General features: G+C 74.0%; 26 protein-coding genes and 1 tRNA gene. 17 read left to right on the top strand and 10 right to left on the bottom strand.

The window, feature by feature from the left end:
• Positions 1-18: 18 nt before the first annotated feature.
• The 6 genes from PSD17_RS22750 (at position 19) to PSD17_RS22725 (ending at position 5,631) form a co-directional block, all read left to right on the top strand.
• Positions 19-417: a hypothetical protein gene (locus PSD17_RS22750; RefSeq protein ID WP_339124445.1), complete on the top strand. Its 399-nt coding sequence runs from the start codon at positions 19-21 to the stop codon at positions 415-417.
• Positions 414-707: a WhiB family transcriptional regulator gene (locus PSD17_RS22745; RefSeq protein WP_339124444.1), complete on the top strand. Its 294-nt coding sequence runs from the start codon at positions 414-416 to the stop codon at positions 705-707. Before PSD17_RS22750 ends, PSD17_RS22745 begins: the two co-directional genes overlap by 4 nt.
• Positions 708-861: 154 nt before the next feature.
• The gene (locus tag PSD17_RS22740; RefSeq protein ID WP_339124443.1) at positions 862-2,361 is read left to right on the top strand and encodes an FtsK/SpoIIIE domain-containing protein; all 1,500 of its coding nucleotides are present in this window, start codon (positions 862-864) and stop codon (positions 2,359-2,361) included.
• Complete coding sequence (locus PSD17_RS22735) at positions 2,358-4,046, top strand: replication initiator (RefSeq protein WP_339124442.1); 1,689 nt, start codon at positions 2,358-2,360, stop codon at positions 4,044-4,046. Before PSD17_RS22740 ends, PSD17_RS22735 begins: the two co-directional genes overlap by 4 nt.
• Complete coding sequence (locus PSD17_RS22730) at positions 4,043-4,252, top strand: helix-turn-helix transcriptional regulator (protein ID WP_339124441.1); 210 nt, start codon at positions 4,043-4,045, stop codon at positions 4,250-4,252. Before PSD17_RS22735 ends, PSD17_RS22730 begins: the two co-directional genes overlap by 4 nt.
• Positions 4,249-5,631, top strand: a complete 1,383-nt coding sequence (locus PSD17_RS22725) for a tyrosine-type recombinase/integrase (protein WP_339124440.1) — start codon at positions 4,249-4,251, stop codon at positions 5,629-5,631. The genes PSD17_RS22730 and PSD17_RS22725 overlap by 4 nt, the downstream gene beginning before the upstream one ends.
• 122 nt (positions 5,632-5,753) lie before the next feature.
• Here the strand turns inward: PSD17_RS22725 and PSD17_RS22720 are convergent.
• Positions 5,754-5,835 (bottom strand) — tRNA-Tyr (locus PSD17_RS22720).
• Between the two features lie 80 nt (positions 5,836-5,915).
• On the opposite strand from PSD17_RS22720, the gene PSD17_RS22715 reads away from it, so the two are divergent.
• On the top strand, positions 5,916-6,407 hold the full coding sequence (locus PSD17_RS22715) for a YajQ family cyclic di-GMP-binding protein (RefSeq protein WP_103382100.1): 492 nt from the start codon (positions 5,916-5,918) through the stop codon (positions 6,405-6,407).
• Positions 6,408-6,449: 42 nt separating this feature from the next.
• On the opposite strand, the gene PSD17_RS22710 is transcribed toward PSD17_RS22715, so the two are convergent.
• The gene (locus PSD17_RS22710) at positions 6,450-7,310 is read right to left on the bottom strand and encodes a DMT family transporter (protein WP_339124439.1); all 861 of its coding nucleotides are present in this window, start codon (positions 7,308-7,310) and stop codon (positions 6,450-6,452) included.
• A 287-nt stretch (positions 7,311-7,597) separates the two neighbouring features.
• Here PSD17_RS22710 and PSD17_RS22705 point away from each other — a divergent pair, with 287 nt between their 5' ends.
• Together PSD17_RS22705 and PSD17_RS22700 are read left to right on the top strand one after the other, a co-directional pair.
• Entirely contained in the window at positions 7,598-8,173 is a 576-nt protein-coding gene (locus PSD17_RS22705) for a hypothetical protein (protein WP_013677568.1), read from the top strand.
• 226 nt (positions 8,174-8,399) lie between these two features.
• Positions 8,400-8,741 carry a hypothetical protein gene (locus tag PSD17_RS22700; protein ID WP_013677569.1) on the top strand — a complete coding sequence of 114 codons (342 nt, stop codon included), beginning with the start codon at positions 8,400-8,402 and terminating at the stop codon, positions 8,739-8,741.
• Here the strand turns inward: PSD17_RS22700 and PSD17_RS22695 are convergent, their stop codons facing one another.
• From PSD17_RS22695 to PSD17_RS22685, 3 genes are all read right to left on the bottom strand, one after another.
• A complete protein-coding gene (locus tag PSD17_RS22695; protein WP_013677570.1) occupies positions 8,742-8,969 on the bottom strand; it encodes a hypothetical protein in 228 nt (75 codons plus the stop codon).
• A 149-nt stretch (positions 8,970-9,118) separates the two neighbouring features.
• Positions 9,119-9,940, bottom strand: coding sequence for an AraC family transcriptional regulator (locus tag PSD17_RS22690; RefSeq protein WP_103382073.1), 822 nt, complete (start codon positions 9,938-9,940; stop codon positions 9,119-9,121).
• A gap of 49 nt (positions 9,941-9,989) precedes the next feature.
• Positions 9,990-12,980, bottom strand: a complete 2,991-nt coding sequence (locus PSD17_RS22685; protein ID WP_339124438.1) for a BTAD domain-containing putative transcriptional regulator — start codon at positions 12,978-12,980, stop codon at positions 9,990-9,992.
• Positions 12,981-13,096: 116 nt separating this feature from the next.
• On the opposite strand from PSD17_RS22685, the gene PSD17_RS22680 reads away from it, so the two are divergent.
• The 3 genes from PSD17_RS22680 to PSD17_RS22670 are packed head-to-tail and all read left to right on the top strand — an operon-like array spanning position 13,097 to position 14,362.
• Entirely contained in the window at positions 13,097-13,453 is a 357-nt protein-coding gene (locus PSD17_RS22680; RefSeq protein ID WP_013677573.1) for a cupin domain-containing protein, read from the top strand.
• Position 13,454: 1 nt separating this feature from the next.
• Positions 13,455-14,012 carry a TIGR03086 family metal-binding protein gene (locus PSD17_RS22675; protein ID WP_339124437.1) on the top strand — a complete coding sequence of 186 codons (558 nt, stop codon included), beginning with the start codon at positions 13,455-13,457 and terminating at the stop codon, positions 14,010-14,012.
• Positions 14,009-14,362, top strand: a complete 354-nt coding sequence (locus PSD17_RS22670) for a nuclear transport factor 2 family protein (protein ID WP_013677575.1) — start codon at positions 14,009-14,011, stop codon at positions 14,360-14,362. Before PSD17_RS22675 ends, PSD17_RS22670 begins: the two co-directional genes overlap by 4 nt.
• 13 nt (positions 14,363-14,375) lie before the next feature.
• On the opposite strand, the gene htpX is transcribed toward PSD17_RS22670, so the two are convergent.
• The gene (gene htpX, locus PSD17_RS22665; protein ID WP_041760061.1) at positions 14,376-15,236 is read right to left on the bottom strand and encodes a zinc metalloprotease HtpX; all 861 of its coding nucleotides are present in this window, start codon (positions 15,234-15,236) and stop codon (positions 14,376-14,378) included.
• A 77-nt stretch (positions 15,237-15,313) separates the two neighbouring features.
• Complete coding sequence (locus PSD17_RS22660) at positions 15,314-15,868, bottom strand: PaaI family thioesterase (protein ID WP_339124436.1); 555 nt, start codon at positions 15,866-15,868, stop codon at positions 15,314-15,316.
• Positions 15,869-15,899: 31 nt separating this feature from the next.
• On the opposite strand from PSD17_RS22660, the gene PSD17_RS22655 reads away from it, so the two are divergent.
• The 3 genes from PSD17_RS22655 to PSD17_RS22645 all read left to right on the top strand — a co-directional run bounded on the left by PSD17_RS22655 (position 15,900) and on the right by PSD17_RS22645 (position 19,814).
• Entirely contained in the window at positions 15,900-16,667 is a 768-nt protein-coding gene (locus PSD17_RS22655; protein ID WP_013677578.1) for an enoyl-CoA hydratase, read from the top strand.
• Positions 16,668-16,773: 106 nt separating this feature from the next.
• Complete coding sequence (locus PSD17_RS22650; RefSeq protein ID WP_339124435.1) at positions 16,774-18,717, top strand: 2-oxoacid:acceptor oxidoreductase subunit alpha; 1,944 nt, start codon at positions 16,774-16,776, stop codon at positions 18,715-18,717.
• On the top strand, positions 18,714-19,814 hold the full coding sequence (locus tag PSD17_RS22645) for a 2-oxoacid:ferredoxin oxidoreductase subunit beta (protein WP_103381004.1): 1,101 nt from the start codon (positions 18,714-18,716) through the stop codon (positions 19,812-19,814). The genes PSD17_RS22650 and PSD17_RS22645 overlap by 4 nt, the downstream gene beginning before the upstream one ends.
• 114 nt (positions 19,815-19,928) lie before the next feature.
• Here PSD17_RS22645 and PSD17_RS22640 read toward each other — a convergent pair whose 3' ends face one another.
• A complete protein-coding gene (locus PSD17_RS22640; protein WP_103381003.1) occupies positions 19,929-20,318 on the bottom strand; it encodes a hypothetical protein in 390 nt (129 codons plus the stop codon).
• Positions 20,319-20,328: 10 nt separating this feature from the next.
• Positions 20,329-20,997, bottom strand: a complete 669-nt coding sequence (locus tag PSD17_RS22635; RefSeq protein ID WP_339124434.1) for an OmpA family protein — start codon at positions 20,995-20,997, stop codon at positions 20,329-20,331.
• 173 nt (positions 20,998-21,170) lie between these two features.
• Between PSD17_RS22635 and PSD17_RS22630 the strand changes: the two genes are divergently transcribed.
• Both PSD17_RS22630 and rarD read left to right on the top strand, forming a co-directional pair.
• Entirely contained in the window at positions 21,171-21,674 is a 504-nt protein-coding gene (locus PSD17_RS22630) for an FAD-dependent oxidoreductase (RefSeq protein WP_339124433.1), read from the top strand.
• A gap of 82 nt (positions 21,675-21,756) precedes the next feature.
• Complete coding sequence (rarD, locus tag PSD17_RS22625; RefSeq protein ID WP_339124432.1) at positions 21,757-22,752, top strand: EamA family transporter RarD; 996 nt, start codon at positions 21,757-21,759, stop codon at positions 22,750-22,752.
• Here the strand turns inward: rarD and PSD17_RS22620 are convergent, their stop codons facing one another.
• Positions 22,753-23,748: a polyprenyl synthetase family protein gene (locus tag PSD17_RS22620; protein ID WP_379653149.1), complete on the bottom strand. Its 996-nt coding sequence runs from the start codon at positions 23,746-23,748 to the stop codon at positions 22,753-22,755.
• Positions 23,749-23,750 lie beyond the last annotated feature (2 nt).

Here is a 23,750-nt window from a genome sequence, read left to right as displayed (position 1 = left end):
GAAGGACATCGACCCTAGATGAGCACCCACACCACCCACCAGCACCACCGGCCGGATGACCAGCCACCGGTCGCCGACCGCGTCACGGCTGCCCTCGACGAGCTGACCGCCCGGTTCTCCGCGGTCGCGTCCGAGCGGCCCGACTCCGACCTCGCGCACGCGGTCCGCGCGGATCGGTTGGCGATGGTCTGCGCCCGACGCGCTGCCTGGTGGCAGCTGTTGATGGCCCGCCGGCACCGCGCGGGCATGTCCATGCTGTTCACCCGCGCCGTCATCCACGCCGCGAACCAGGAGCAGGACCGCGCCCGGTTCTGGCGCGACGCCGCCACCGACTGGCGCGCCCGCGCCGAACGCCGCCCCACCTCCGACGCCGCCGGGGCGATGTCGAACCACCACGACCTCGGGATCGCGTCATGAGCGGCCGTGAATGGCGCGCTGCCGCAGCCTGCGCCGGGGGTGTGGACCCGGAGCTGTTCTTCCCGCTCGACCTCGACCCCACCTCCCCGGCCGTCGCCACCGCCCGACAGGTGTGCGCGGGCTGCGGGGTGCGGGCGTTGTGCTTCGACGACGTCATGGGCTGGGAGGACCCGGCCCGCCGCTGGGGCGTCGTCGCCGGGTTCACCCCCGACGAGCGCACTGTCCTCGCCACCCGCTCCGGGACCGTCGTCGTGCTCCGCCCGACCGTCCGGGGCGGTGCCGCCGCATGACCGCCAAGCCCATCCCGGTCCGCTGCGAGGTCTGCCGGGCCGTCCTGGTCGATCGACCGGACCCGCGCCGGCGCCGCTGCGCCGATCACCTCGATCAGCACCCGTTGTTCCCGCTCTCGGCCGTGCCCGGCCGTCGCCGCACCGGAGGTTCCCGATGAGCCGCAAGGACTGGACCGCTCCCGCACCGCTGGAAGTCGAACGCCCCCGGCTGCCCTGGTGGGTCATGCTCCCGAGCAAGGCACTGTTCGTCGCGGCGCCCGTGATCGTCGGCTACCTCGCCGTCCGCCTGGTCGACCTCGTCGCGCGTCGGGTCTACCGCTACCCCGTCACACTCCTCGGTCTGGCGGCCGCGCTGTGGTTCGGGCTCACCGCCTCGTGGTGGTGGGTCGCTCTCGCCGTCGGCCTGGTCGTCGTCGCTGCGGCGGGGTGGCGGTGGCAGTGGCCGGACTCGTTCGACCGGATCGCCCGCCGGCAGATCGCGTCGGAGTGGCGCCGCGCCTGGGTCTACGGGCGGGTGTGGAGGCGCACGACCCGGTTCGCCAATCTCGTCCGCAAGGCGGGCTCGACCCACTACTACCCCCGCATCCGCCGCGTCCGCGCCGACGGCTGGCGCGATCGCGTCTCAGTTCGCCTCCTCCACGGGCAGAGCCCGGACGAGTTCGTCGCCCGCGCCGAATCGCTGGCCCACTCGTTCGGCGCCATGTCGTGCCGGGTGCGTCAGGACAAGCCGCGCCGCATCCGGCTCGATCTCATCCACTCCGACCCGCTGCGCGGCCCGATCGCGCCACCGGCCCTCGTCGAACTCGCTGCGGACGTCGACCTGCGCAAGGTGCCGGTCGGCTCGATCGAGACCGGACGCCCGTGGAACGCCCGCCTGCTCGGCAACCACCTCCTCGTCGTCGGCTCCACCGGCGCCGGCAAGTCGTCGGTGATGTGGTCGCTGCTGTGGCACCTCGCCCCGGCCATTGCTGCCGGACAGGTGCAGGTGTTCGGCATCGATCCCAAGGGCGGCATGGAACTCGGGCGCGCACCGCACCTGTTCGAGCGCCTGGTCTTCGACAACGGGTCCGACGCCGTCGACCTGCTCGACCATGTCGCCGGCCTCGTCCGGACCCGTGCCGACCAGCTCCGCCGCGCCGGTTCCGCCGCCTGGTCTGCTGCGTCCGGGACGCCGTTCGTGCTCCTGGTCGTCGACGAGCTCGCCGACGTCGTCGCCTACCAGTCCGACCGCGCCCTGAAGACCCGCGCCAACAACGCGCTGCAGGTCATCACCTCCCAGGGCCGCGCGCCCGGTGTCTGTCTGCTCGGGCAGGTCCAGGACCCCCGAAAGTCCGTCCTGGACTTCCGCCACCTCTTCCCGACCAAGATCGCGCTGCGCCTCGACGAGGCCGACCAGGTCGACCTCGCGCTCGGCGACGGCGCTCGGACCCGTGGCGCTGCCGCGCACGAGATCAGCGAGGACACCCCCGGCGTCGCCTGGACGACGACCGACGGACGCAAGGCAGTCCAGCGCGGCCGCGCCTTCCATCTGACCGACTCCCACCTCACCGAGCTGAACGGGTTCCTGAGTTCTGGCCGGCCGACTCCGCTCACCCTCGCTCCGACCGGCCCCGCCGAGCCCACCGACCCGCCCGCCCTCGGGGAGGCCGCGTGACCACCACCGAGGCGCCTGCCCCTCCACTGGTGACGCTGCCCGATGGGCCGATCGACCAGTCGACGCTCTCCCGGGCGCAGAAGGCCCTCCTGGCGCTGTCCGACGACGTCGCCGCCCAGCTCGCCGAGGACCACGGCGTCTGCGTCCGACCGATCGCCCTGCGCCGCATCGAACTCTCGACCGGCCGGGTCGACGTCGTCCCCGTTCCCTGCGGGTCGACGCGCGAGGACAAATGCCGCCCGTGTGCGGAGAAGGCGCGGCGGCTGCGGATGGTCCAGTGCCGGCAGGGCTGGCACCTCGAGGACGAACCGATCGTGAAGCCAGCTGATCCGACCGACGCGCAGAAGGACCTCATGGCGGTCCGCGCTGACCTGCACGCCGCGCACGCCCTCGCTCGGGAGGCCGGGGACGACACCGAGTGCGAGAACATCGCCGACGCCGTCGCCGAGATCGACACCGAGTTGCGTGCCCTCGGGGTTCGCGGCCGACTCGCCCCGCTCGACGGCCCCGACCGGCTGCCCGTCAAGCGCTCGACCCGCCGCCGTCAGGACGCACCGAACCTCCCTCGTCGGCCGGTGGAGAACCGCACCGTGGGCACCGTCTACGGCGGGCGCTACCGGCCGTCTACGTTCCTCACGCTCACGCTCGACTCCTACGGCCGGGTCGACAAGAACGGCGCCGCGCTCGACCCCGACCGCTACGACTACCGCCGGGCCGCCCGCGATGCGATCCACTTCCCCAAGCTGCTCGATCGGTTCTGGCAGAACACCCGCCGCTGTGTCGGATGGGACGTCCAGTACTTCGGCAGCGTCGAACCACAGCGCCGCGGGGCGCCGCACTTCCACGCTGCGATCCGGGGCACGATCTCCCGCGCCGAACTCCGCATGATCGCTGCGGCGACGTATCACCAGGTGTGGTGGCCTCCCCACGACCACCAGACCTACACCGGAGACCACGTCCCCCGTTGGGACGCCCTCGCCTCCGCGTGGATCGACCCGGACACCCGGGTTCCGCTCCCGACGTGGGACGAGGCGACCGACCCCGACGCCCTCGACGCCCCGGCGCACACGGTGACCTTCGGGGAGCAGGTCCACGTGAAGGGCATCCTCGGCGGCACCGAAGAAGCCGGGCGCCACATCGGCTACCTCACGAAGTACCTCACCAAGTCCGTGGGCCAGGCCGCCGGCCTCGACGACACCGCGACCACGCGGCAGCGCGCGCACGCCCGCCGCCTGGCCGCCGAGCTGGCCGTGACGCCGTGCTCTCCGCGGTGCCCGATCTGGCTCCTGTTCGGCGTGCAGCCCAAGGGCTCCCGGTCGTCGATGGTCCCCGGCGTCTGCAAGGGCAAGGCGCACCGACCCGAACACCTCGGCATCGCCGGACGCCGCGTCCTCGTCTCCCGCAAGTGGTCCAACAAGAGCCTCGCCGACCACCGCGCGGAGCGGTCGACGTTCGTTCGGCAACTGCTCGCCCGCGCCGGGGTGCAGCCGGCGTACGCCGTGGATGACGGGCCGTTCGAGTGGGAGACCACCAAGGCCGGCGACCCCGACGTCCCACCCCGACCCGTCCTCCTGCTCCACGCGATCCACCAACGCCAACGCTGGCGCGCCGACTACGACGCCGCCGTCCTGGCCACCACCGAGCCCGACCCCGACTGTTTGGCAACCGAGAGCGAGGCAGCATGACCCGCGCCGCGAAGATCGTCCGGACCGTCGTCGAACAGCTCACCGTCGACCAGCTCTGCGACGAGCTGCAGATCGCCCGGTCGACCTTCTACCAGTGGCGGCAGGTCGGGAAGGCGCCTCGTTGCGTCCGGCTCCCGAACGGTGCGATCCGCGTCCGTCGCGACGATCTCGACGTTTGGCTCGCCGCGCTCACTGATGCCGCATGAGCGACCGGGAGATCAGCTACGACGTCCGCGTCTGGGGAGTCTCCAAGCGGCCGTGGGCGTCCGGCGCCATCACCTACCGCGTCCGCTGGGTGGTCGCCGGCCAGACCTGGCACGACAGCTTCCGCACCCGCGCCCTCGCCGACAGCTTCCGCTCGGAGCTGCTGAGCCTGTCCCGCCAGGGCGAGCCGTTCGACGTCGCCACCGGACAGCCGGTCTCGCGGCTCCGCGTCGTGATGCCCTCGCAGAGCTGGTACGACCATGCCTGCGCCTACGTCGACATGAAGTGGCCGCACGCCGCGGGCAAGAGCCGGCAAGGGATCGCCGACTCCCTCGCGACCATCACGCCGGCACTCCTGACGTCCACGAAGAGCCGGCCCTCGGTTACCTCGATGCGGGCCGCTCTTTACGGGTGGTCGTTCAACGCTCGACGCCGGGCAGCCGGGCCACCGGACGAGCATCTACGACGGGCCGAACGCTGGGTAGCGGCCAACACCCGGCCGGTCTCCGATCTAGCCGACCCCGCCGTCCTGCGGCCGGCCCTCGACGCTCTCGCCCTGCGTATGGACGGGAAGCCGGCCTCTGCCTCGACCGTCAGCCGCAAGCGCGCGATCTTCTACAACTGCGTCGAGTACGCCGTCGAGCTGGGCCATCTGACCGGCAACCCCATCGCCTCGATCAAGTGGCGCGCTCCCAAGATCACCGAGGCGGTGAACCCGCGCGTCGTCATCAATCACGGCCAGGCCCAGGCGCTGCTCGCCGCTGTTCGGCAACTGCGCTCGGGCCCGCCGCTCGTAGCGTTCTTCGCGGTCATGTACTACGCGGCCCTGCGCCCCGGTGAGGCCGTGGACCTGCGCAAGGACGCGCTGTCGCTGCCCAAGTCGGGATGGGGTGAGCTGTACCTGAGCACCTCGGCGCCCTCGGCCGGCCGATCGTGGAGCAAGACCGGGACGCGTCGCGAGCCTCGACAGCTCAAGCACCGTGGCACCGAAGAGGTTCGCATCGTGCCGTGCCCGCCGGCGTTGACGACGATCCTGCGCGACCACCTGGACGAGCACGGCACCACGCCCGACGGCCGGCTGTTCCGTGGAGTCCGCGGCGGCCCTCTCTCGGAGAGCCTGTACGGGCGCCTGTGGGCCAAGGCCCGCGTCGAAGCACTGACCGACGAGGACACCGCCTCGCCGCTCGCGCGCCGACCCTACGACCTCCGACATGCGGCCGTGTCCACATGGCTCAACGGCGGTGTCCCTGCGCCTCAGGTCGCGGCCTGGGCCGGCCACTCGGTCGACGTCCTGCTCCGCGTCTACGCCAAGTGCATCGCGGGCCAGGACGACATCGCCCGCCGTCGGATCGAGGAAGCGCTCGGCGATGGCCGTTCATGATCGCGACCGCGTAGCGACCACGAACACCCGTAAACAGGGGTCCGGAGCCGGACACACCCGGACAACAGCAAAACGGCCCCTGAACCGCGTTTCCGCAGTTCAGGGGCCGTTCTCACAGGGTGTGGCAGGTGAAGGATTCGAACCTTCGTAGGCTAAGCCGACGGATTTACAGTCCGCTCCCTTTGGCCACTCGGGCAACCTGCCGGGGTGCGCTGGGCGCGGTCAGAAGGATACGACAGCACGTGATCGGCCCCCGCACAGGGGGGCCGCAGGAGGAGGTGCTCATGGCCGACCCGTCGTTCGACGTGGTGAGCAAGGTCGACCGGCAGGAGGTCGACAACGCGCTCAACCAGGCCGCCAAGGAGCTGTCGCAGCGCTTCGACTTCCGTGGGACCGGCACCTCGATCGCCTGGTCCGGTGAGGAGGCCATCACCCTGGAGTCCGAGACCGAGGAGCGCCTCAAGGCCGCGGTCGAGGTCTTCAAGGAGAAGCTCGTCAAGCGCAACATCTCGCTGAAGGCCTTCGAGGTCGGCGAGCCGGCGGTGTCCGGGAAGACCTACAAGGTCAGCGGCAAGATCCTGCAGGGCATCGCGTCGGACAAGGCCAAGGAGATCAGCAAGGCCATCCGTGACGAGAAGTTCAAGGGCGTGCAGGCCCAGATCCAGGGCGACCAGCTGCGGGTGTCCGGCAAGAAGAAGGACGACCTGCAGGCCGTGATCGCGCTGTTGAAGGGCAAGGACTTCGGCATCGCGCTGCAGTTCACCAACTACCGCTGACGCCCGGGCCGGCCGGCGATCACGCCGGCCGGCCCGCCGGCGTCAGAAGTTGATCAGCGCGATCCCGGTGACGACGACGGCCGCCGCCGCGATCCGCGACCTCCCGAAGCCCTCGCCCAGCACGAGGCTGCCGATGATCGCGCCGAAGACGATGCTGCTCTCCCGCAGCGCGGCGACGGCGGCGGTCGCACCGCTGGTCTGCGCGTAGAGCACGAGCCCGTAGGCCACGAGGGACACGACGCCACCGAGCAGGCCGCGCGACACCGTCGACATGCCGGCGGTCGCGACGGCCCGCCTGCGCACCGCGACCGCGACCAGCGGCAGCCACGGGCCCTGCAGCAGGAACATCCAGGCCGCGTAGCCGAGCACGTCGGTCGCCGCCACGGCCTGCGCGTCGACGACCGTGTACGACGCGATGCACACCCCCGTCGCGACCGCCGCGCCGATCGCGGGCAATTGGCGGCGCGAGGGGCGCCCGCCGTCCAGCGCGAGGCTGACCAGACCCGTCGAGATCACGAGCACGCCGACGAGCTGCCACGTCGGCAGGCTCCGGCCGAGCAGGGTGACCTCCACGAGCGCGACCAGCCACGGCGCCGTCCCGCGCGCGATCGGGTACACCTGGCTGAACTCGCCGAGCTGGAAGCTCGCGAGCAGCATCAGGTTGTAGACGACGTGCAGTGCCGCCGAGGCGAGGACGTACGGCCACACCCACGCAGGCGGCGGCCCGAGGACCATCGCCGCCGCTCCCCCGACGACGGTGTACGCGAGGCCGATCAGCCCGAACCCGACGAGTCGGTCGGACACGGTGTGCGCCATCGCGTTCCATGTCGCGTGCAGGAGCGCGGCGAACAGGGTGATGGCGACGAGCGGGCCGGTGAGGGCGGGCGAAGCGGCTGCGGCCATGCGGGCTCCCGGGCGTCGGTCCCGCCGGGGCGGGCACGTCGGATCGGAGCCCTCCGGGCTTTTGTCCCATCAGGTCTCGGCGGGCCGTGCGCGAGCGGCGGACCCGTCGTGGCGCCGCTCGGTCCAGACCCGGAACGCCCTCGTTGTCGGTCGTGAGGCGGGCGGCGGCGGAACCCTGGGCGCAACCACGTGCTGGTCCGGACCGTAACACCCTGGGCCGCAGGCCGCCGGGCGCCGACACCGGGCCGCAACACCGGGTCGCCGTGCGCCGGGTGCCAGGATGCGGCATGCGCATCGGGATCGCCCACCACTTCGGCTGGGCGGTCGCGGTGGCGGCCTCGGACGACCACCGGGTCGCCGACCGCCGCCGGATCGAGCTGGTCGAGCCCGGAACGCCGGTCGCGCCGGTGCACCACGACGGCGCCGGCCTCGACGACGCCGCGCTCGCCGAGATGCTCGCCGTCGTCCGGGCATCGGCGGCCAGGGCCACGGCACGGGCGCTCGACGCGATCGCCGCGGCGCTGGACGAGCCGGTGGTCTCGCTGTCGCTGCGCGCGTGGCCGGCCGGCTTCCCGACCGACCTCGCGACCGTGCGCCGCGCGCCGTACGAGTCCCGTGCCGACTCGGTCATGTACCTGCAGGTCCTCCACGCCGCGGCACGCGATCGCGGCTGGGCGGTGCACCTGTTCGACGCGAAGGACGCGCAGCCGCGGGCGGCGGCGCTCCTCGGCGACCGCGCCCACGACGTCCTGCACGGCCCCCGGGCCACACTCGGGCCACCGTGGACGAACGACCATCGGCTGGCGCTGGCCGCCACGGTGCTGGCCGCGCACCAGGGGGATGCCGGCGACCTCCGGCCCTAGGGGCCTCGCGCAGCTGGCCCGGGTCCTCCGCCACCCCCGACGACGCGCCGCGCGGGACGCTCCCGATCCGTGCCGCGGCGGCGAGCACCAGGCCGCGGGTGGGGCCTGCACCACCCCCGTCGCGGGGGGTGGCGCCGAGCCGATTCGGGGGGCTTCACCAGCGAATCCGGACGCTCACCGGGCGACCCTTTCCTGTGTACGAGGCACGGCGCGGGAAGGGGACGTCATGACCGGGACTACTGCCCGCTGGATCGTCGCGCGGCTGGCGTTCGTGGTGGTCGCGGCGTGCATCGCGCTGTACGTCGGCAACGAGGCGATGGCGTTCGGGCACATGGTCACCCACATCCGGCACGCGCACCCGCACTCGCACTCGGCCACGCACACACCCGCTCACGACCCGGCGACGCTCGTCGCCGTCGAACAACCCGATCCCGCCGACTGTGCCGCCTCGCTCGGCACCCTGCGCACGGGCGGCGACGGTCGCGCCACGGCCTGCGTCGCACCCGCCCACGGCGCGGTGACCCCGCACCGCTCGACGACGAACGTCGCCGAGGGCCGCGCCCGCTGATCAGGGTGGGGTGTTGGGCCGGAACAGCGAGCCGGGTTCCTCCGGGTCGTCGACCGCGCCGGGCCCGCTGCGTTGCCGCGGCACCTGCGGCGGGTCGCCCGCCGGGGGCTGCGGGGTGGGCGGCGCGGGCACGGGCCGCCGCGCCGACCGACGCCGGTCGAGCACCAGCAGGACCAGCCCGGCGACGACGCACACCGCGGCGATGACCAGCCAGGCGGTGAGGCTCACCCGACACCCCGGACGGCCACCGGGCGGGCCCGGCGTGGTCGGGAGGTCGGTGTCGTCATCGTCGCAGGGTCCGTCCGAAGGACGGGGCGGTCAACCGGAACGCGCAGGTCGTGGGCCGTCCGGCCGTCGTGCGCTGCGCCGATCGGCCGCTACGTCGCGATCGGCGCCTCCCTGCGGTGGCAGGCGCGGGCGTAGGCGGCGGGCGTCATCCCGATCGCGGCGGTGAAGTCGCGGATGAAGTGCGACTGGTCGAAGTAGCCCAGCTCGGCGGCGACCTCGGCCCACGGCCGATCGTGTTCCTCGGCCAGCCGGGCGGCGGCCTCCTGCAGCCGGTAGCGGCGCAGCACCCACTTCGGGCTCACCCCGACGTAGCGGGCGAACAGCCGCTGCAGCCGTCGAGACGGGATCGCGAACCGCGTGGTGACGTCGTCGACCCGGGTGGTCGTGCGGTCGTGCAGCAGGTCGGCCACGATCCGCCCGACGAGCGCGACGTTGGGGTCGGGCTCCGGCCACCGCGCCCGCAGGAACGCCTCGACCTGCGCGACGAGCTCGTCGACCGGGCCGGTCATCGACGCGGCGAGCGCCGCCGCGGGCGGGCCCCACAGCTGCTCGGCGAGCATCCCGGAGCCGGTGAGCGCGGAGACCGGCGACCCGAGGAAGGGCAGGAACGCCCCCGGCCGGAACTTGGTCCCGAACACCCGGCCGACGCCGCGGTAGGTGTAGGTGAACCGGTCGAGCCCCACGCCCGCGACGCTCAGCACCCCGCCGTCGAGCACCAGGTTGACGCAGGGGTGCGGCAGCAGCGTGACCGACGCGCTGCGCCCCTCCGGCAGCTCCCACGTGACCAGCCAGTGCCGCTCGACGAGCGACGCCAGATCGGGCGCGGGCGGGAACCTTTCGAGTGAGAAGTCGACGTCGCGCACGCCGAGCACGCCGTACTCGGTCGTGGTCGAGACGGTCGCCGGGTCCACCGGCACAGCATGGCCCACCGCACCGACGGTTTGCTGCGGAGGCGCGGGCTCACCGGCTCGGCGTCAGCTCCGGGATCTCGAGGTGACCGAGCGGCGGGCCGATCGACCGGGCCCTCGCGACGAGGTCGGACGCCTCGCGGCCCTGCGCCACCGCGATCTGCGCGAGCCGGGCGGCGGCCCACGACGCGAAGAGGGTCAGCGAGTCGCCGGCCACCCGGCCGGACTCGGTGAACTGGGCGCAGGCGCCGTCGAGGTCGCCGCGGGTCTGCAGGGCGATGCCGAGCGCGCGGTGGGCCGTGGCCGTCCAGCCACGGTGGCCGAGCGCGCGGGCGACGTCGAGCGCCTCCCGCGCGGTCGCCTCGGCCTCGTCGGTGCGGCCCGCCGCCGACAACGCCTCGGACCGGTGCCAGCAGGCGTAGGCGACGCCCTCCGGCGAGTCGAGCTCGCGCGCAAGCCGCAGCGCGGCGTCGGTCTCCGCGAGCCCCTCCTCCGGACGGCCCAGGAACACCAGACCGTGACCGCGGGTGGAGCGCGGGGTGACCACGCGCAGCAGGTCGCCCGATCCGGCGAAGAGGTCGGCGACCCGCCCGAACAGCTCCACCCCCTCGGCGATCCGGCCGTCGAGGAACGTGGCCATCGCCCGGCCGTCGAGGATGCGGGCGACGCCCTGTCCGTCCCCGAGCTCCTGGTAGAGGACGAGGGCCTGCTCGGAACGCGCGGCCGCCCGCTCGGCACGGCCGAGGTTCATGTCGAGGATCGCGGCCGTCTCCAGGGCCAACGCCCTCGCCGCGGGATCGTCACCGGCCTCGACGAGGGCCAGCTCTGCGAGGTCGGCCGCCGCCCACGGGTCCCGCGCGCCCGACGACAGCATGGCCAGCCGTGCCCGGCGCCGGGACCGGTCGGTGGGCGCACCCGTCAGCGCGGCGCGCAGGTCGCCGGCGGCGCCGTCGATGTCGCCGTGGGCTGCTCTCGCGGCCGCCCGGTACTCGTGCAGCTCGGCCGCGACGGCACCGCGCGGCTGCAGGCGCAGCCCCGCGTCGGCGAGTGCGGCCGCCTCGCGGGTCGCGTGCGCGTCGAGGGCGGACGCGGCGGCGCGCGCATAGGCGAGGGCGGCGGCGCCGGTGTCGCCCGCCTCCCGGTGGTGCCGCGCGACGTCGGACGGGTCCGCCTCGGCCGCCTCCAGCGCGCGGGCGAGCAGCCCGTGCAGCCGGCCGCGGTCGGCGCGGTCGAGACCGGCGACGACCGTCTCGGCGACGAGGTCGTGCGCGGTGGCCCAGCCCATGTCGCCCAGGCGGAGCAGGCCGTCCGCGGCCAGGGCGGCCAACCGGTCGAGGACGTCGCGGCCGTCGGCACCCAGCGCCGCGGCGACGGTCCCCGCGGGCACCTCCCGACCTGCGATCGCCACGAGCGCGAGCAGATCGGCGTCGCGGTCGCGGTACCGGGCCGCGCGGCGGGCGATGCCACGCCGCTGCCCGGCCCTGGCCAGCTCGCCCGCCCGGCCCGCGGCGTCCGGCGCGGTCGGCCGCCAGCGCCCGCCCACCTGCACGACGTCGCCCGCGGCGGCGAGCCCGCGGAGCACCTCGACGACGGCGAACGGCGTGCCGTCGGTCCCGTCGGTCAACGCGCGGACCAGCGCGGCGTCGTCGACCAGCCGTTCCAGCGCTGCCGCGCCGAGCGGGCGCAACGTCATCACGGGCAGGCCGCGGGCATGCCGGATCCCGTCGAGGGCGTCGCCGTCGATCTCGGCGGGCCGGAACGCGAGCACCGCGGGCAGCGTCGGGACGCGGGCGAGCACGGAGCCGAGCAGGGCCAGGCTGCTCGGATCGGCCCACTGCAGGTCGTCGACGAGCAGCGGCGCGCCGGCCGCCGTCAGCAGGCGCAGCCCGCCGGCGAGCAGGAGTGCGCGCCGGGTCTCGCCGTCCAGGACCACCGGCGGGCCCTCGGGGACGGGCAGGAGCTCGGGCAGCAGCTCGGCGAGGGCGTCGCGGACGCGGGCGGGCAGCGTGTCGACGATCCCCGCGTCCAGCGACACCGCCTCGCGCAGCAACGACCGCGCGAGACCCCACGTCTCCGTGCGCTCGGCCAGGTAGGCCTGCCCGGCGACGACGGGGACCCCGAGCGTCCGCGCCAGCTCGGCGAGCAGCCGCGACTTCCCCGCACCCGCTCCCCCGGCCAGCCCCACGACGCGCCCGGCGCCGAGGGCCGCGCGCAGCCGCCCGAGCTCGTCGTCGCGCCCGACGAAGGCGGTCCGGCCCACGGGCTCCCCCGCGGGGCGCCGGCGCCCCCGCCCGCCGGGCGACGGCACGCCGACACCCTTGCGCGCCAGGCGTTCCCGCAGCGACGTCACCGCGTCCGACGGTGCCACCCCCAGCTCCGTGCCCAGCGCCCGGCCCAGCTCGTCGAGGCGGGCGAGCGCACCGGCCCGGTCCCCGACCGCGGCGAGGGCCTCGGCCAGCAGGAGCGTCGACGACTCGCGCAACGGATCGGCGGCGACCGCGTCGGCGGCGTACCGGGCCGCGTCGCCGGGAGCGCCGACGGCGAGCGCTGCGCGCGCGGCGCCCTCGCAGGCCTCGACGTGTGCGCGCCGCAGCCGGTCGCGGACGCGTTCGGCCCAGTCGGCGTAGGCGTCCTCCGGGAGCGGCTCACCCCACAGCGCGAGCGCGGCGCGGTAGCGGTCGAGCGCCTCGCCGGGCCCCGTCGTGCGGGCCGCGGCGACGTGCCCGAGGAACTCGGTGACGTCGACGGTGCAGCGGCCCAGCGCGTACCCGCCCGCCCCGGTGAGCACGACGCCCGGGTCGCCGACCGCGCGCCGGGCCCGGTTCACCAGCACGCCGAGGTTCCCGGGCGGGTCGGCCGGCAGCCGCTGCGGCCAGAGCGCGTCGGCGAGCACGTCGTGCGGGACGAGGTCGCCGTCGTGGACGGCGAGCACGCGCAACATCGTCCGGACCTTGCGGCCGCCGAACGCCGCGGGCGCCACCTCCGCGCCCTCGCGATGCACCTGGAAGCGCCCCAGCAGCTGGAACCGGACACCGGGCGTCACGGCCGACATCGTCCTCGCGTCGCGCGACCGCCATCAGCCGCCATCCGGTTGCAAGGTCGGTACGCGAGGGTCGGCGCCCGGCCACCACCGAGGCGGCCACCACCAGGGAGGACGAGATGAGCCACGAGCAGCAGGACTTCGCCGCCCCCACCGAGACCCGGGAGTTCCCCCACGGCAGGCTCGACCTGCTGCGGGTCGCGGGCGCCGACATCGGCAGGCTGACGCTGCAACCCGGCTGGCGCTGGTCGACCGACGTCCGGCCGATCGCGGGCACCGAGCTGTGCGAGGCGCCGCACTTCCAGTACCACGTCAGCGGGACGCTGCGGGTGCGCACGGCCGACGGCACCGAGTTCGACGCCGTCGCGGGCCAGGTCACGGCGCTGCCGTCGGGACACGACGCCTGGGTGGTCGGCGACGAGCCCGTCGTGGTGGTCGACTGGTGGGGAGCATCCGACTACGCACGAGGTGAGTGACATGCAGGCAGCCGAGATCTACCGACGGGCGAGCGCCGACTTCGCGGCCCGCGTCCACCTCGCCGAGGGCCGTTGGGGCGCACCGACCCCCTGCCCCGAGTGGGACACGCGCGCCCTGGTCAACCATCTGGTCAACGAGGAGCGCTGGACCCCGCCGCTGCTCGGCGGCGCGACGATCGAGGAGGTCGGCGACCGGTTCGACGGCGATCTGCTGGGCGCCGACCCGATCGCGACGTTCGACGAGGCCGCGGCGGCGGCGCTGGCCGCGGTGGAGGCCGTCGACCCCGAGCAGCCGGTGCACCTCTCGTTCGGCGACCGGCCCGCCCGCGAGTACGTCACCCAGCTCGCCGCGGACCACCTCGTACACGCCTGGGACCTGGCGCGGGCGCTGGGCGAGGACGAGAAGCTCGACGTCGGCGCCGTCGACGCGGTGCTGGCCTGGTTCGGCCCGACCCAGGGCCTCTACCGCGAGATCGGCGTCATCGGACCCGAGACGCCCGTCGGCGCCGACGCGAGCGCGCAGGACCGGCTGCTGGCGATGTTCGGGAGGACGCCATGACCCCGCACCCCGACGGCGCCGCGGCCCTCGCCGCGGTCGCGCGCTTCAACGACGCGTTCGACCGCCGCGACGTCGACGCCGTCATGGCCGCGATGACCGTCGACTGTGTGTTCGAGGACACCGCACCCCCGGACGGCACCCGGCACGTTGGGCAGGAGGACGTGCGGGCCGCGTGGGAGAAGCTGTTCTCCGGCCCGGGCACGTTCACCACGGAGGAGGTGTTCGCCGCGGGCGACCGCGTCGTCGCGCGCTGGCGGTACGAGTGGGGCGACGGCCACGTCCGTGGCGTCGACGTCTTCACCGTCCGGGACGGCCTGGTCGCGGAGAAGCTGGCGTACGTGAAGGGCTGACTCGCCCCGCCCGTCAGCTCCGGCGGGCCATCTCCTCGAGGCGCCGGATGCGGTCCTCGATCGGCGGGTGCGTCGAGAACAGCCGGGCCATCTGCTCGCCCGCGCGGAAGGGGCTGGCGATCATCAGGTGCGACTGCGAGACCAGCTGCGGGTCGGGCGGCAGCGGGGCCAGCTGGGTGCCGCGCTGGAGCTTGCGCAGCGCCGACGCCAGGGCGAGCGGGTCGCCGGTGAGCTCGGCGCCCGACGCGTCGGCCTGGTACTCGCGGCTGCGGCTCACGGCCATCTGCACGACGGCCGCGGCGATCGGCCCGAGCAGCGCGAGCAGCAGCGTCGTGAAGACGCCGGGCCGTTCCTCGTCGCCGCCGCCGAAGAGTCCCGCGAACATCGCCATGTTGGCCAGGAAGCTCACCATCGACGCGAGCGCGCCCGCGACGCAGGAGATCAGGATGTCGCGGTTGTAGACGTGGCTGAGCTCGTGGCCCAGTACCGCACGCAGCTCGCGTTCGTCGAGCAGCTCGAGCAGGCCCGTCGTCGCGCAGACGGCGGCGTGCCGGGGGCTGCGACCCGTCGCGAAGGCGTTGGGCGCGCTGGTCGGGCTGATGTAGAGCTGCGGCATCGGCTGGCGCGCGGCGCCGCTGAGCTCCCGGACGATCCGGTACATCCCCGGCGCCTCGGGCTCGGTCACGGGCCGCGCGTGCATCGCCCGCAGCGCGAGCGTGGCCGAGTTGAAGTACGCGTAGGCGTTCATGCCGAGCGCGACGAAGACCGCGACGACCAGGCCCGTGCGCCCGAACAGCGACCCGACGAGCACGACGATCGCGCTCATCGCGCCCAGCAGCAGCGCGGTCTTCAGCCCGTTCATGTGCCTGTGCACGGCCCTTGCGTCCCTTCAGCGATCCGGTTCCACTGGTTGAACGGACAAGGGCCGGCCGGCGTTCCGCGGCGCCCGGGTCAGGGGTTCACGGGGCGCAGCCCCGGCTCCGCGCGCGCGGCGTCGACCTCGGCCCGGCGGCCCGCCTCGAAGTGCTCCTGCGGCACGACGATGAACAACGCCTCGGCCTCGGCGGCCAGCGGGCCGTCGGCGGCGCCGAGCCGACCGGTGGCGCTGACCCAGAGCTTGCGCCCCTCACGCCGGTCGAGCCGCGACGTCACGTGCAGCCGGGTGCCGACCGGGATCGGCCTGCGGTACTGCGTGGTCAGCGAGGCCGTCACCGCCGGCTCCTGGAGGAAGACCTGCAGTGCGCCCATGACCTCGTCGAACACCGCCGCCACGAGGCCGCCGTGGACCAGCCCCGGCGCGCCCTGGTGCTCGGTCGTGACCTCGAAGACCGCGGTCAGCGTGAGGTCCTCGCCGGCGACGATGTCCAGGTGCAGGCCGTCGACCCCGGTGCCGCAGGCGAAGCAGTCGACGTGGTGCTCCCCGAGGTGCCGGCCGGGCGCCGGGGCGTCGGGATGCGCGACGGGGCGTGGCGTGGCAGAGGTCTCGATCGTCGAACCGGGCACCATCGGACGGTAACCCGCCGGGCAGGATGTCGGCATGAGCACCGACGCCCACGCCGAGATCCGGACCGAGGTCACCGACCGCGTCGCCGTACTGACGCTGTCCAACCCGTCCCGCCGCAACGCCCTCAACCTGGACCTCTCCCGCAAGCTGGTCGACGCGGTCCACGCCGCCGAGAGTGACCAGGGCGTCGGTGCGATCGTCGTCACGGGCGAGGCGCCCGCCTTCTGCGCGGGCGGTGACCTGGCCGAGCTCGCCGAGGCCGACCACGCGGTGCTGCGTGAGGTGTACTCGGGCTTCCTCGCCGTGGCCAACTCGCCGCTGCCGACGCTCGCCGCGGTCAACGGCGCGGCCGTCGGCGCGGGGCTCAACCTCGCGCTGGCCTGCGACGTCCGGCTGGCCGGCCCCACGGCGCGGTTCGACACCCGCTTCGCCCAGCTCGGGCTGCACCCGGGGGGCGGCTACACGTGGATGGTGCAGCGGGCGCTCGGCGCGCAGGGCGCCGCGGCGATGACCCTGTTCTGCGACGTGCTCGACGCCGCCGAGGCGGAGCGCGTCGGGCTGGTGTGGCGCCGCTACGAGTCCGACGAGGCCCTGCTCGCGGGCGCGCTCGAACTGGCCGGCCGCGCCGCCGCGGCCGACCGGGGCCTGATCACGACGACCAAGTCCACGTTGCGGGTCACCGCGGACCTCACCCACGCGCAGGCGACCGAGGTCGAGGTCCGCGCGCAGGCCGTCACCGTGAACTCGGACGATTTCCGCGAACGGCTCACGGCGCTGCGGTCCAAGATCAGCACGCGGTAGCACACCGGACACGCCTGTGACCTCCCCTCTGCGAGGGGGACATCGGGGGGGTTGGGGAGTTAATCTCGGGTGACGGAATTCCCCGAACCCGAGGACTGACCTCGACATGACGACAGGCGACATCGACGTCGGTGACATCCCGCATTCTTCCGACGTCCCAGCGCCCCAGACCCGTGACCGCGTCGTCATCCGGTTCGCCGGCGACTCGGGCGACGGGATGCAACTCACCGGTGACAGGTTCACCTCCGAGACCGCGACGTTCGGCAACGACCTGTCGACGCTGCCGAACTTCCCCGCCGAGATCCGGGCCCCTGCCGGGACCCTGCCGGGGGTGTCGTCGTTCCAGCTGCACTTCGCGAACTACGACATCGTCACCCCCGGCGACCGGCCGGACGTGCTCGTCGCGATGAACCCGGCCGCGCTCAAGGCCAACATCGGCGACCTGCCGGCCGGCGGCATCCTCATCGTCAACACCGACGAGTTCACCAAGCGCAACCTCACCAAGATCGGCTACGACGCCGATCCGCTCGAGGACGGCTCGCTGGAGCCCTACCAGGTCCACCCCGTCGCGATGGCCACGCTGACCCGCGGCGCGCTGGAGGAGACCGGGCTCTCCAAGAAGGACGCCGAGCGCGCGAAGAACATGTTCGCCCTCGGCCTGCTCTCCTGGATGTACCACCGGCCCAGCGAGGGCACCGAGCGGTTCCTGCGCGAGAAGTTCGCCAAGCGTCCCGAACTGGCCGAGGCCAACATCCTCGCATTCCGCGCCGGACACGCCTACGGGGAGACGACCGAGTCGTTCGCGGTCACCTACGAGGTCGCGCCCGCGAAGCTGCAGCCCGGCACGTACCGCCAGATCACCGGCAACACCGCGCTGGCGTACGGGATCGTCGCCGCCGGCCGGGTCACCGGCCTGCCGGTGTTCCTCGGCTCCTACCCGATCACCCCGGCGTCGGACATCCTCCACGAGCTGTCCAAGCACAAGGCCTTCAACGTCACGACGTTCCAGGCCGAGGACGAGATCGCCGGCGTCGGCGCCGCCCTGGGGGCGAGCTTCGGCGGGTCGCTCGGCGTCACCACGACGTCGGGTCCCGGGGTCGCGCTCAAGTCCGAGACGATCGGCCTGGCCGTGGCGCTCGAACTGCCGCTGCTGATCGTCGACGTGCAGCGCGGCGGTCCCTCGACGGGGCTGCCGACCAAGACCGAGCAGGCCGACCTGCTGCAGGCCATGTTCGGCCGCAACGGCGAGGCCCCGCTGCCGATCATCGCCCCGCGCAGCCCCGGCGACTGCTTCGACGCGGCGATCGAGGCGGCCCGGATCGCGGTCACCTACCGCACCCCGGTGATCCTGCTCTCCGACGGGGCGCTGGCCAACGGCTCGGAGCCGTGGAAGGTGCCCGACGCCTCCGCGCTGGGGACCGTCGACCCGAACTTCGCGACCGAGCCGAACGCCCCGGACGGGTCCGACGAGTTCTGGCCCTACCTGCGCGACGCCGACACCCTGGCCCGGCCGTGGGCCGTGCCGGGCACCCCCGGGCTCGAGCACCGCATCGGCGGCCTGGAGAAGGCCGACGGCCGCGGCTCGATCAGCTACGAGCCCGACAACCACGACCGCATGGTCCGGCTGCGCGCGGAGAAGATCGGCGGCATCCGGGTCCCCGACGCGGAGGTCGACGACCCGAGCGGCGACGCGGACGTCCTCGTCGTCGGCTGGGGCTCGACGTTCGGCCCGATCGTCGCGGGGGCCCGCCGGGTCCGCGGCATGGGCCACAAGATCGCGACGTTGCACCTGCGCAACCTCAACCCGTTCCCGGCCAACCTCGGGGAGCTGCTGCGCAGCTACCGCACGGTGCTGGTGCCCGAGATGAACCTCGGCCAGCTCGTCATGCTGCTGCGGGCGCGCTACCTCGTCGACGCGCAGTCCTACACCAAGGTGTCGGGCCTGCCGTTCAAGGCCGAGGAGCTGCAGGACGTGTTCCTCGGCTACCTCGACGGCAGCCATCCGTCGTCCGGGGAACGCGGCCCCGCCCCACAGGGAGTGGACGAATGACCGACCAGCAGATCGCGCCGGCGCTCGGCGCGCTCGTCGACCTCGGGCTGCCCGGGATCGGCGGGCTCGACAACGTGCCCACGGCCGAGCATCCCCAGTCCGCCAAGGACTTCACCTCCGACCAGGAGGTCCGGTGGTGTCCCGGCTGCGGCGACTACGCCGTGCTCGCCGCCGTCCGGTCGTTCCTGCCGACGCTGGGGATCAAGCGCGAGAACACCGTCTTCATCTCCGGCATCGGCTGCTCGAGCCGCTTCCCGTACTACCTCAACACCTACGGGATGCACTCGATCCACGGGCGGGCCCCGACGATCGCCTCGGGCCTGGCCATCACCCGGCCCGACCTGTCGGTCTGGGTCGTCACCGGCGACGGCGACGCGCTGTCCATCGGCGGCAACCACCTGATCCACGCGTTGCGCCGCAACGTCAACCTCAAGATCCTGCTGTTCAACAACCGGATCTACGGGCTGACCAAGGGCCAGTACTCGCCCACCTCGGAACAGGGCAAGGTCACCAAGTCCACGCCCATGGGCTCGATCGACCACCCCTTCAACCCGATCTCGGTGGCGCTGGGCGCGGACGCGACGTTCGTCGGCCGGGCGATCGACTCCGACCGCAAGAACCTCACCGCGGTCCTGGGCGCGGCCGCCGCGCACCGCGGCACCGCACTGGTCGAGATCCTGCAGGACTGCCCGATCTTCAACGACGGCAGCTTCGACGTCCTGCGCAAGGACGACAAGGAGAACCGCCTCATCCCGCTGACCCACGGCGAGCCCATCCGCTTCGGCCCCGCGGCCGAGGACGGGCTGGGCACGCACGCCGTGGTGGCCGACGGGCTGACGCTGAAGGTCGTCGAGGCGGCGTCGGTCGACCCGTCGCGGATCCTCGTGCACGACGCGGGCAACCACGAGCTGGCCTTCGCGCTGTCGCGGCTGTCGGACCAGGACCTCAACCACACGGTCACCGGCATCTTCCGCGACGTCAACCGCAGCACCTACGACGACGCCGCCCGCAGCCAGGTGGCCGCCGCCAAGGAGAAGGGCTCGGCCGACCTGCAGTCGCTGCTCAACGGCCGCGACACCTGGACGGTCGCAGGCTGATCCACTCCTGCCGACGTCGGGCGCGTCTCCTCGGGGGGCGCGCCCGACGTGCGTCCGGGGTGGGCCCGCGCTCCTCGTCAGGCGTCGTGCGAGGCGGCGGGGCCGCGGTCGTTGTCAGGCGTCGTCCGCGGGACGGCGCGCGTCCGCGGGCTCGGGGCCGGCTTGCTCCCGGGGCCGTCCGACGCCCAGCTCGTCGAGGGCGCCGAGCGCCGCCTCGGCGCTGCCCGGGCGACCGCCGACGGGACCGTCCCAGGCGTCGAGAGCCGCGAGGGCCGAGCCGGGCCCACCCGGCGGCTCCGGCGTCGGCGTGGGTCGCGCGGTCACCGGCCGCGCGAGGCCCCGCGAGGGCGTCGTCGGGGCGGCTGCGGTCCAGCCGTGACCGAACGTCGCCCGACGACGCACCGCGCGCCGGGCCGGCACCACGAACGCCACCCACGTGACCGCCGCACCCAGCAGGAACGCCACCAGGCACAGGAGCCAGACCTCACCGAACAGCCACGCCATCCCCGACCTCCTACCCGACGCCGATCTCGACCCGCCTGCTCGCTGCCGGGGTGGGCAACGGGTCGGCGTCGCCCACCCCGCGGGCGCTGACGCGGGAGGGGTCGACACCGCTGGCGCGCAACGCCTCCGCGACCGCCTGCGCCCGTTGCTGCGACAGCGCCAGCGCCACCTCGGCCGGGCCGGGGGTGTCGGCGGCGTGGCCGGTCAGCCGGACCCGTACGTCGGGATGCGCGACGAGCCACCGCCCGACGCCGGCCACCGTCTCCGCGGCCGCGCCGTCGAGCACCGCGCTGTCGGCCGCGAACGTCACCGGCGCAGCCGCGACCAGTGCCGCCAGCTCGGCCGCGGCTCCCGGCGGCGCGGGTGCCGGCAGCCCGTCCGGTACGCCCGGGGCCGCCTCGACCGACCGCACGCCGGCGACCCCGGCCACGATCTCGCGGGCCCGGTCGACGGCGCCCGAGGGGACCTCGGTGAGCGCGACGTCGCGGCCCGAGACCGCGACGCGGACCCCGGCGAGCCCGGCCGCGGTCAGCGCCGCCGACGCGCGGGAGCCGACGTCCTCCCCGATCCGCGGACCCGGCCACAGCAGCGCGACCCCCGCCAGCACCGCGGGAACCAACACCACCGCGGGCAACCACACCGAGAGGAACCGCCCGGAGCGCGCGGCGTGCGAGCCCATCGAGTCCCAGTCCTCCCGCCGGCCGTCCGGGTGACGGCGCTCACGCGCATCCCACCATGTCCGGGTTACGACGACATCACGCTCCGCTGTCGTCGGCGTCCTGTCGGTTCCGTTCCTCCCGCGGTTCTCGTTCGTCCACGACGGCCGGCCCCGGGCCGGGCAGGGTGGCTCGCATGAGCAGCGTTCTCGTCGTCGGAGCCGGGGTGATCGGGCTGACCGCCGCCGTCACCCTCGCCGAGGCCGGCCACGACGTCACCGTCCGCGCCGACCGGCCTCCCCTGGAGACGACATCGGTGGTCGCCGGGGCCCTGTGGGGGCCGTCGTTCCAGGAGCCGATGGCCGACACCCACGCCTGGACCGTGCACTCGCTCGGCGTCTTCCAGGAGCTCGCCACCGACCCCGCGTCCGGCGTCCGGCTGATCCCCTCGTTGTCGGTGAGCGCCGTCCCCGGCTTCGACGAGATCCCCCCGCAGGCCCGGATCATCCCCGACCTGCGCGCCGTCGACCCGGCGGCCGTCCCCGCGGGCTTCACGAGCGCCGCGCGCGCGACGCGGAGCGGCTGGGGTCCGCGCTCGTCGTGCACGACTACGGCGACGGTGGCAACGGCGTCAGCCTCTCCTGGGGTTGCGCCGCCCGCGTCCGCGAGCTGGTCGAGGGGGGTGGGCCGCACCGGCTGAGAGGCCGCCCGAGCACGCCCGGGTCCGGCCGGTGACCGGCTTCACGACGGCGCGGCACCCACCCGGATGTTCTGATGGACCGGTGAGTTCCGACGCCCCGCCCGGTCCCCGCGGCGGTGCCGTCGCCACCCGGCTCGACGGCAGGGGCATCGCCGCGGCGGTCGTCGCGAACACGCTGTGGGGGCTGCTCCCGGCGTTCTGGGCCGCCATGGCCCCCGCGGGCCCGGTGGAGATCCTCGCCCAGCGCATCGTGTGGACGACGCTGATCATGTTCGGGGTCCTGACCTTCGTGCACGGCTGGGGCGAGCTGCGCGGCCTGCGCGCCCGCACCTGGTCCGCGATCGCCACCGGCGCGCTCCTCATCACCCTGAACTGGGGCGGGTTCATCGTCGCCGTGCAGCTCGGGTGGGTGCTCGACGCCGCGCTCGGCTACTTCGTCAGCCCGCTCGTCAGTGTGCTGCTGGGGGTGTTCGTGCTGCGGGAGCGGCTGCGGCCCGCGCAGTGGGTGGCGGTCGCCGTCGGCGCGGTGGCCGTCGCCGTCGTCGCGATCGAGAACGGCCGGATCCCGTGGATCGCGATCGTGCTCTCGGTGTCGTTCGGCCTCTACGGGCTGATCAAGAAGACGGTGCCGGTCGGCGCCACCGCGGGGCTCACCGCCGAGGGCATCGTGCTGGGCCCGATCGCACTCACCGTCGCCGTGGTCCTCGTCGTCACCGGGCACGGCACCTTCGCGACGCACGGCGCGGGCCACGCGGCACTGATGGTCGCGTCCGGGTTCGCGACGGTGGCTCCGCTGCTGCTCTACGGCATCGGGGCGCGCCGCGTGCCGTTGACCGTCACCGGCCTGCTGATGTACGTGAACCCGGTCCTGCAGTTCCTCTACGCCGTCGTCGTGGCGCACGAGGACATGCCCGCCGGCCGCTGGATCGGGTTCGGCCTGGTCTGGGTGGCTCTCGCGGTGTTCAGCGTCGACATGCTGCACACCGACCGCCGCCGACGCGCCACCGCCGCCTCGCCGCCGCGTGACCAGCGGCGACCGCGGTCGCGCGCCGAAACGGCACGCCTCCGGCGCTCGTGATCAGCCCGTGCGTTCGACGACGTAGGCCGTGAGCGTGGCCAGTGCGCTGGTCGCCGCGCAGTCGGGGAGGATCGCGAGCTGCTCGCGGGAGGCCTCGGCGTAGCGCGCCAGGGTCTCGCGCGAGCGGTCGAGCCCGGGGCCCGTGCGCAGGAGGTCGAGCGCCTCCTCGACCTCGGCGTCGTCGCTGATCGGGCGCGCCAGCAGCTGCCGCAGCCGGCCGGCCCGCGGCTCCTGCAGCGCGTAGAGCATCGGCAGGGTCTGGACACCCTCGCGCAGGTCGGTGCCAGGGGTCTTGCCCGAGTCGTCGGAGGGCGACGCGATGTCGATGACGTCGTCGGAGATCTGGAAGGCGGTACCGATCGTCGCGCCGAAGCGGCGCAGCGACTCGGTCTGCTCCGGCGTGCAGCCGGAGAACATCCCGCCGTAGCGCCCGGAGGTCGCGATCAGCGAGCCCGTCTTCTCGGCGACGACGCGCAGGTAGTGCTCGACCGGGTCGTCGCCCTCGGCCGGGCCGCGGGTCTCGCGCATCTGACCCGTCACCAGCTCGGCGAACGTCTCGGCGATGATGCGCACCGCGTCGGGCCCGAGGTCGGCCACGAGCCGCGACGCGTGCGCGAACAGGAAGTCGCCGGTGAGGATGGCGACGGTGTTGTCCCAGCGCGAGTTGGCGCTCTCCGCGCCGCGGCGCATCGTGGCGGAGTCCATCACGTCGTCGTGGTAGAGCGTGGCCAGGTGCACCAGCTCCACGACGGCCGCCGCGGTGATCACGTCGTCGTTGTCCGGATTCGGGCCGACCTGCGCCGAGAGCAGCGTGAACAGCGGCCGGAACCGCTTGCCCCCGGCGTCGATCAGGTGCAGCGACGTCTCCGCGACGAAGTGGTAGTCGGCCTGCACCTCGCGGTGCAGGAGGTCTTCGACCCGCTTCAGGCCGTCGGTCGTGACGGCGGCCAGTACGGGGTCTCCGACCTCGACTCCCGCGACGATGTGCGTCTCCACCC

The sequence above is a fragment of the Pseudonocardia sp. D17 genome, from assembly GCF_036984265.1.
In the GTDB taxonomy this organism is placed as follows: Bacteria; Actinomycetota; Actinomycetes; order Mycobacteriales; family Pseudonocardiaceae; genus Pseudonocardia; species Pseudonocardia benzenivorans.
This window is presented reverse-complemented; position numbering and strand designations above follow the sequence as displayed.